The sequence below is a fragment of the Bradyrhizobium sp. 154 genome, from assembly GCF_023073875.1.
Classification (GTDB): Bacteria; Pseudomonadota; Alphaproteobacteria; order Rhizobiales; family Xanthobacteraceae; genus Bradyrhizobium.
In genome coordinates this window covers 20,894-28,734 of record NZ_JADPKG010000087.1, presented here as the reverse complement: position 1 = coordinate 28,734, position 7,841 = coordinate 20,894, and the positions used below count along the sequence as shown (strand labels likewise).

The window sequence follows — 7,841 nt, the reverse complement described above, 5'->3', positions numbered from 1 at the left end:
CGGATCGGAGCCGAACTCTTTCACCCATTTGCGCAGAACGTTCTCATGAACATCCAGGTCGCGCCCGGCCTGCGCCACCGACACCCCACGCTCCCTAACAAGCTTGACCGCCTCGATCTTGAACTCGCGACTGAACTTCCGTCTCTTCATCGCCCACCTCCGGCTTCATGAAACACCTAATCTCGGTGTCCATCAAACCGGCAGCAGCTCATCCGGCATGCGGCGCGAAACGGTCTCTACCTGAGCAATTGGGTTGAGAGGCGAGATAGTTGCAGGACCGTACCAAGCACCAGCCCATCCCAATCCGAAGCCCCCAGCCAAGGCGGCCACGACGAGCCAAAAAGTGCGTTTTGCAAGGCCGCTCGGCGCCAATAGCGCCAGGACCTCATCTCGATTGGAGGTCGAGAAATCTGATTGGTCGAGAGTGACGGGCCGGGTCGCGACCTCGCAACTGCCTTGATCCGCGACAGTCTCGAACCTTTCCAAGGTATTGGCATGATGCAGTTGCATGCTCGGGTCCCTTGTGGTCCCCAATGATCGTGCCGGGAACTAAATCAACCCTTAACAGCCGATGCATCTCGGCACGAATAAATCAGCGGCGCATCACACGCAGAAGACCAAAGGAGTGATGTCTGGCGGCCCCCGGAGCGACCAAATGACGGTGGGACTGTGTTTTGCAAGCGCGTCCGCTTCCGAACTCGGCATCAGCGCGTTGATCGCTCCGACTTCGGCGGCCCCATCCCGGAGCTCCATAGCCGCTTGCCCACGCTAGCCAAGTCGATGTTGCGCAGTTTCTCGCGGTCGCGCCAGTGGCTAACGATGCGTGCCCTCGCCCGATCCTAGCAGAACTTATCGTAAGTCGGATCGAGTGCGCACTTTCGTTCGACCTACAAATGCGCGGCGTTGTCGCGCTGGTGTAGTCGCTTCATCACTTACTGTGGGTGCCGCGATCGAGTCCTTGGGCCATTCGACGGATGTCTCCAGCTTCGTAGAACGTCCGCTCGCGTCTAGAGCCTGTGTATTGGTGTCCACGCGTCCAAGCTACTGGAGTGCGGGGACATACATACGAGCGCCAACATGTCAGTTCGGCGTATGCTCGCGTCTCGGCGATGACCTCAGAAAGCAAACCCTACCGGCTCGCACGGGCGTTAGAGCGAGACGTTCCACCGCCAACGCAAGCCGTGGTGAATGAAGATTGCCCGATAGGGCTGTTCGATGCTGCGGCGCTGGCCTTCGTGTTCTTTCAGTCGGAGAAGCCAAACGGATGCCAGACAAGGAAAGGATGTGGGGTTGGCCTTCTTTCCAACGCGGTCGCGCCCGCAGCGCTCAATTGGTCTGCCGCTTTTGAACCGAAGTCTGGTCGATTAGGAAGTCGTCCAACTTCCCGCCGCCTCGAAGCTGCGGCCGCAGCCAGCGAGGCAGCCTGCCGCGACCCGACCATGTCTCCGCCGGGTTCCTTGGATTGCGATATTTGGGACGAACGGGCGGGTATGGACGGCGCTTACGATCGAACCTTGTGGCCTCGTCAGCGAGTCCAATCTTGTGGAGCCGTTCCTCCAATTTTGCTTTTTGCACTAACATTTTCTGAGTAAGGCTGGCGGTGACCTGCTGATGAAATCTCCAGAGCTCGTCAAGGGAGAGCGAATTGAAATGGGCGGCGTTCATGGCTCGATCCGAATTCTTGGGAGAAGGCCCAGCAAACAAGTCGGGTGTATTCGTATCGCTCTATTTTTCATCGTCTCCTGTTTATGTTCGGCAAGGCCATGCCGATCCGGAATTGAGAATTGCGACAATGTCCTCAGTGCTCATATTTCGGCAGCCATACAAGGCGAAATCTGAGACAAGTCCCTCATGCCAGAGACTGCCCGGCATTGGGCCGAACGTCGCCGCTCTGTTGTCGCAGGTTCAAGCTCTCGACATTCAAACAACAGATGACATTCGCTCGGGCTGTCTTGATTTATGAGCTTGCGAGTAGCTGCATCCGATTGATGGTGGGACAGACACAACTAAATGAAGCGGCCAGAAGACGGCTCTACTGGCTCAGTCGGCGAAGATCGAGTTTGCTTATTGCAGAGACGCGCAGGAAGGCGGCGCATTTATTTGGAGAAACTGATTTGAAATTAGGGATTGCAGATGATGGAAAACAACCGAAAAGCTCACCGTGTTCGCTTTGAACACAAGCATACGGTCAGCATCATGGGTGTCCACGGGACGTGGCGGCGAAGCTGACCCTTGTCGATGCCTCTGCAATGGGTGCCAAGCTTGAGGTTGACGGCTCGACAGATCGCCTGAAAGCACAGGAATTCTTCTTGGTTCTGTCCTCCACGGGTCTGGCATTTCGGCGCTGCGAGCTAATTTGGGTGGATGGTTCTCACGTCGGAGTTCAGTTCGTCACAGAAGACAAAGAGTAAACCGAACGCAGAGAAACGTCTCGTCGGTTCACAATGAGACTTCAGATTTATCCATGCTCGCTCAGACGACTGACAGGCTTGTTGTCGACGATTCTTCAGGATGAATTGGCGTTGCGCGGCGTGCATTCATTGACGCCATCCGACTATCACGAGATCATAGAGCAGTTGATCGAACACCTTAGAGACCTGGAGCTTAACTTCGCCGGCCGCGAGTTGGCTGGGAAACAGCCGAGTAGCCTCATGCCGGACTGACACCGGGCATTTCGGGATTGGCTGCCTCGGACGTCGCGCTGCAGAGTCTAGAGTTGCTTTCCAATTCTATAAACCAAACCCGCGGCCGATTCGCGGATAAGCCTGACCGCGGCCTCAGTATTACGCCCCCTGAAGAGCGCTCCATCAACCTGAGAAAAGATGCCCAGGTTGCCAAGAATCCGTCGACGATAGATTTAACGAGATTACCGCGATGCTTCTTTACGATCCCGCTTGCCATTTGGTGGTGTTGGTCCAACAACCGACGCCATGCTAGGTCGCCCATCCTGGCTGCGCTGCGGGTCGAATCGACGATGTCGGTGAATAGAATCGTGATCAAAACTCGCTCGAAATCATTCGATAAATTCTCATGATCTCCCGTGATGAATTCTTCGATATCGCCGAGAAGTGCCTCGGCATCGCCGAACCAGAAGGCATGTCCTCCGTTTGAGTATTCAATGTATTTGGCATTCGGGATGCGCTCCGCCAGATCACGCCCCGCTATCGTCGTGAAAGCTGGAGATCGAGCCTTGAGGATCGTATCCCATTCCGAAAGCCATATCGTCGAGCTCGACGACGGCTCACGCTGGCAGGTGTTCCCTGGTGACGTCGACATCACCCTCGGCTGGACGCCCGAGACCGATCTCAGGCTGACCCGCATCGATGGCGATGTAAGCGACCAGGTTCTAGTCAGCAACGATGATGACGGCCGCGTCCGGGTTCTGCCCGAAGGCGCGCTTTGGCCGAAGGACCACGTCAAGGCGAAACTGGGATCGACGCGCAGGAGCAGGCGGGCGACAAAATGACGGCGCGCCATTCGCGACAGGATCCCATCAACCCGACGGCTTCGAAGACATTGCGAAAGCAAGTGAATTAGTCGCTTCCGGCGACATCGATGACGTGATTCCGAGAGGTGCCCAATTGTTTGTTTACACCGCCGAAGCTGAAGGTTAGCATTGGAACAACCAGACGTAATTTGCCGATATGTGAAGCCGTTCACGGTCAGACGCGCTTCGGTAGTGCATTGATACAGTGAATGATCCCGCACCTCGGGAGGGCAGTTTTGTCTACTCCCCTTTTGGACCAGCGGCTCCAAGGCTTCGCCTCGAACTTACTCTATCAGGAGCTGGCGGACGGAGATGACGCCGAAGGCTTTCGCTTTCGCGACATCGACGGAATCGTTCTCTTCGTCGACATCGTCGACTCCACGTCCATGACCGATCTGGTGGCCGCGTCCGGTCCCGATGGCGCCGAGCGGCTCGGGGACGTCCTCAACGACTATTTCCGCTGCGTGATCAACATTGTGCTGGCGCATGGCGGCGACGTGGTGGGCATTGATGGCGACGCCGCGATCGCGCTTTGGCGCGCCGCCGGATCGACGAGCACCCCGGCCGTCTCAGCCGCACGGGCTGCAATTGGCCTGCGCGAGGTCCAGCTCCATTGGCCGGTCCAGCCGCCCGCCTCGCTTCGCCACCGAGTGACGCTGGTCGCCGGCAAATTCACCTCGGTCATTCTTTCCGGCAACAGCGGGCGGCGCTTTCATGTTCTCGCCGGCGAGCCGTTGCGCACGATCAGCGCGATCTCGCACGAGGTCGAGCCGGGCGAGGTGATCGTCGACGATGCGGTCGCGCAAATGCTCGGCGCCGCAGCGAAGCTCGAACCGATTGGCTCTCACGGCGAAGCGATGCACGCCGCGGCACGCCTCGACGCCTTGGTCGACACGGGGCCAGCGGATCGCGGCCCGGCGCCTGGTCCGATTCCGCTCTCGTGGTCCACGCCAAAATCGTTCCTGCCGCGCGTGGTCGTCGCGCGCGGCCAGTCCGATCTCGTAGCCTGGCTGACCGAATTCCGGGCCGTGAGCCTTATCTATGTTCGGCTCAGCGCACCGGAGCTTCCCGACGGCTCCGCCCAGGCTCGGCTGCAAACGATGTTCGAGGTCGTCGCGAAAGCCGCGGAGGCGCTCGATGTCGAAATTCTGCGGGTGGTCGCTAACGAAAAAGGCGTCATCGCACTCATCGTCTGCGGCTTGCCGTCCTTCGGCTCGGAAAGCAATGCGGCTCACGCGGTCGGGATCGCCGAACGCATTCGTGAGGACGCCTCGAAGCTCGGCATACCGCACTCGCTCGGCGTGGCGACGGGCCGCGTATTCTGCGGCCTGGTCGGCAACGCGGCGCGACGCGACTACGTCTTGAACGGACCCGTCATGAACTACGGCGCGCGGCTCATGCAGGCCGCCGACGACGACGTGCTCTACGATGCCGAGACGGCCCGCGCGGCGAGCGGGCGGTTCGCCTTCTCGCCAGCCGAGGAAATCTCGGTCAAGGGGCGCGGGCGTCCGCTTGCCGTACACCGCCTTTCGCAGGCATTCGCGGCACCTGCGCACTCGCCCGCCGGGCAGAAAGCGCTCGTCGGGCGCGATGCCGAATATGCGGAATTGACGCGAGGGCTCGGCAGTGGTGAAGGCGGCCTCGTCGTTCTGGAAGGCGAACCAGGCGCTGGCAAATCCCGATTGCTCCAGGCCTTGCGTGAGGCGGCCGAACGCAGTCGCCACACGACGATCGTCGCTGCCACGCACGTGATCGAGCGCGCGACGCCCTACTACGTCTTCCGCAATTTCGTGCAGCAATTGCTGCGCGAGCCCGGCGACCGCGAACCCGTGAGCCCGCCTCTGCTGCGGACACGACTTCACGAGGCGCTTGCCGAAACTGACCTCATCGAGAAGGCGGCCTTGATCGAGGACGTGATGCCGCTCGGATTGCCGAGCAGCGAACTTGCTGCCCAGATCAAGGGCGCGGCGCGACAGGCGGGCATAGAGGATATCATCGTTGCGCTCGCCGCCCGAAGAATGGCGGATCGGGCCCCTTTGATCCTGCTCGACGATTTGCACTGGATCGATGCGCTGTCGGCGGACCTTCTGCTGGCGCTGGCGCGCAGATTGCCCCGGCTGCTGATCGTGGTGACGTCGCGGCCGTTCGATGCGACGGAGGCGCCGCACGGCGGACGGGTCATCCAGCGTGCGTCCCGCCGCATCCCGGTTACACGGATTGACTCGAAAGGCACGACGCAGATCATCTGCGATCTCCTGAACGTCATGTCCGTCCCACGCCGGCTGGTCGATTTCGTCTACGGACAGTCGCAAGGCTTGCCGATCCATATCGAGCAGCTCGTGCTTTCGCTGCAGGAGCATGGGTTGATCGAAGCACGGGAGGGGAAATGTCTCGTGCATGCGTCCGATCTCAGAGCCGCCGCGGTGCCGCAAAAGCTCCGTGACCTGGTCGTCGGACGCATCGACCATCTTGGTCAGGCCGATCAGCTCGTGGCTAAGGTTGCGAGCGTCATCGGCCGCGTTTTCGACATGGACACATTGCGGGCGATCTATCCGCTTCCGAGCGAGGCGCGCAGCCTCGAGATGAGCGTGCGGCGCCTGGCCCTCGCGGGCATTCTGGAGCCCGCATCCGGAGGAGACAGCGCCGCGCATGCCTTCCGCCATGTGATCATTCAGGAAGCGACATACGAGCTCCTGAGCTATGCGCAACGACGATCGATCCATCTTCATCTCGTCGAGCAGATCGAGCGGCGGCGCGCGGAGGCGCTGGAGCCGCACTATTCGGAGCTCGCCCATCATTGCGAGCACGCGGGCGAGACGGCGAGAGCGGTCGAGTTTCGCCTGTCGGCGGCGAGCCTCGCCGTGCTCCGCTCTGCCAATGATGACGCGCTGATGCATGTGGAGCGCGCCGACCGTCTGGCCAGGACCGCACGGCTGGCGCTGACCGACGCCCAGCGCTCGACCTTCGCGTTCCTGAGAGGAGAAGCGCTCCACGCCTTGGCGCGCTTCGGTGACGCCGAGGGCTATTTCCGGGAATGCATGCGGCTGAACAGGATCAAGAGGCCGGAGACCCCCCTCCAGATGAGGCTCTCCACGATTCGGCAGCTCGCTCGACAAGCCGCGCACCGAGTCGGCTTGATGCGAACGCCATGCGATGAAGTTACCCGCCAACGGGAGCGGCTGTCCGCCCTTCTGCATACACGCCTCGCCGAGCGCGCCTACTTCATGTGCCAATCCACCGAGCTGGAGCACGATACGCTCGCGGCGTTGAACCAGGCCGAAAAAGTTGGTGCGGTCTCGGAGACGATCGGCGGATACGGGGCGCTCGCGATCGGACTTGGAACGACGCGCCTGCATGCGCTGGGCCGCTACTATCGTCAACGCGCAATCGACGAATCCAAACGTGTCGGAGAATTGCGGGACCAGGGTTTTGCCCGTCTCTATGGCGCGGTCTACTCGCTGCACACTTGTGACTGGGACGAGGCGCGTACGCTTCTGCAGGATGGCGCCAAGCTGTTCGAGCGGCTCGGCGACCGGTTTCGCCGACAGTCGTGCCGCGCGGTGCTCGGGTATATCGCGATGGCCGCCGCGAACTACCGCGAAGCGCGTGCCATCCTCAGCGAGTTCGGATGGGACGCGGAGGGGGCCGAAACGAATGCGGTGCGGATCTGGTTGCTCGCCGGTCAGTCGGCACTCGATATGCTGGAGGGCCGCCCGCCTGCTGCCGCGGTGCGACGGATGGAAGCGGTGCGGGAGCTCGTTCTCTATCCGGCCGAACGCCACCTCTGCGACGGCGTTGCCGCTGCCGCTCGTCTCAGGGCAGGCGACATCGAGGGCGCACGGCGCGGTGCCGACGAGGCATTGCAGAACCTGGCCGCCGGCTTCTGCACGATGGGCTCGGCGTACAACAGCGTCAGCAGCGTGGCTGCCGTGTTCCTCGAACTGCTCGAGCAAAGCCAGGCTGACGGCAAGCGCGACGACGGCTTGCATGCGCGCACGGCCGAGGCGTGCCGCGCCGTATCGGCCTACGCAGCGCGGACGCGGATATGCCGCCCGCGCGCGCACGTGCTCGAAGGCCGCTTTGCATTGGCCTCGGGACGGCAGAGCCGAGCGATCCGTCAGTTCCGCCGTGCGCAGGGTTGGGCGCGACGATTGCAGATGCCGCTTGAGGAGGCATTGGGTCATCTCGGGCTCGCGCAAGCCCTGCCCGACAACGCCGCGCGCGAGCACCACTACGAACAGGGAATGTCGATGCTCGATGGCCTGGGAGCCCGGCCGTGGGGCTACGATTTAATGACGGCTGCAGCAGTCAAGCGCGAGGGTCACTCAGCCATCCGGGCGTAGCATGAGAGGAA

7 protein-coding genes are annotated in these 7,841 nt (G+C 61.4%); 4 read left to right on the top strand and 3 right to left on the bottom strand.

Annotation, left to right across the window (positions count from 1 at the left end; translation table 11 throughout):
- The 3 genes from IVA92_RS20960 to IVA92_RS20950 all read right to left on the bottom strand — a co-directional run.
- A partial coding sequence (locus tag IVA92_RS20960) for a transposase (RefSeq protein WP_028182456.1) occupies positions 1–150 on the bottom strand: 150 nt, incomplete at its 3' end.
- A 42-nt stretch (positions 151–192) separates the two neighbouring features.
- Entirely contained in the window at positions 193–510 is a 318-nt protein-coding gene (locus tag IVA92_RS20955; protein ID WP_247279953.1) for a hypothetical protein, read from the bottom strand.
- A gap of 816 nt (positions 511–1,326) precedes the next feature.
- Positions 1,327–1,665: an H-NS histone family protein gene (locus IVA92_RS20950; protein ID WP_247279952.1), complete on the bottom strand. Its 339-nt coding sequence runs from the start codon at positions 1,663–1,665 to the stop codon at positions 1,327–1,329.
- Between the two features lie 548 nt (positions 1,666–2,213).
- Between IVA92_RS20950 and IVA92_RS20945 the strand changes: the two genes are divergently transcribed.
- The 4 genes from IVA92_RS20945 (at position 2,214) to IVA92_RS20930 (ending at position 7,830) form a co-directional block, all read left to right on the top strand.
- A complete protein-coding gene (locus IVA92_RS20945; RefSeq protein WP_346015610.1) occupies positions 2,214–2,411 on the top strand; it encodes a hypothetical protein in 198 nt (65 codons plus the stop codon).
- 81 nt (positions 2,412–2,492) lie between these two features.
- Positions 2,493–2,663 (top strand): hypothetical protein, encoded by a 171-nt coding sequence (locus tag IVA92_RS20940; RefSeq protein ID WP_247279951.1) that lies wholly within the window; start codon positions 2,493–2,495, stop codon positions 2,661–2,663.
- Positions 2,664–3,190: 527 nt separating this feature from the next.
- Positions 3,191–3,466: a hypothetical protein gene (locus tag IVA92_RS20935; protein WP_247279950.1), complete on the top strand. Its 276-nt coding sequence runs from the start codon at positions 3,191–3,193 to the stop codon at positions 3,464–3,466.
- A 230-nt stretch (positions 3,467–3,696) separates the two neighbouring features.
- The gene (locus IVA92_RS20930; protein ID WP_247279949.1) at positions 3,697–7,830 is read left to right on the top strand and encodes an AAA family ATPase; all 4,134 of its coding nucleotides are present in this window, start codon (positions 3,697–3,699) and stop codon (positions 7,828–7,830) included.
- Positions 7,831–7,841: the final 11 nt, after the last annotated feature.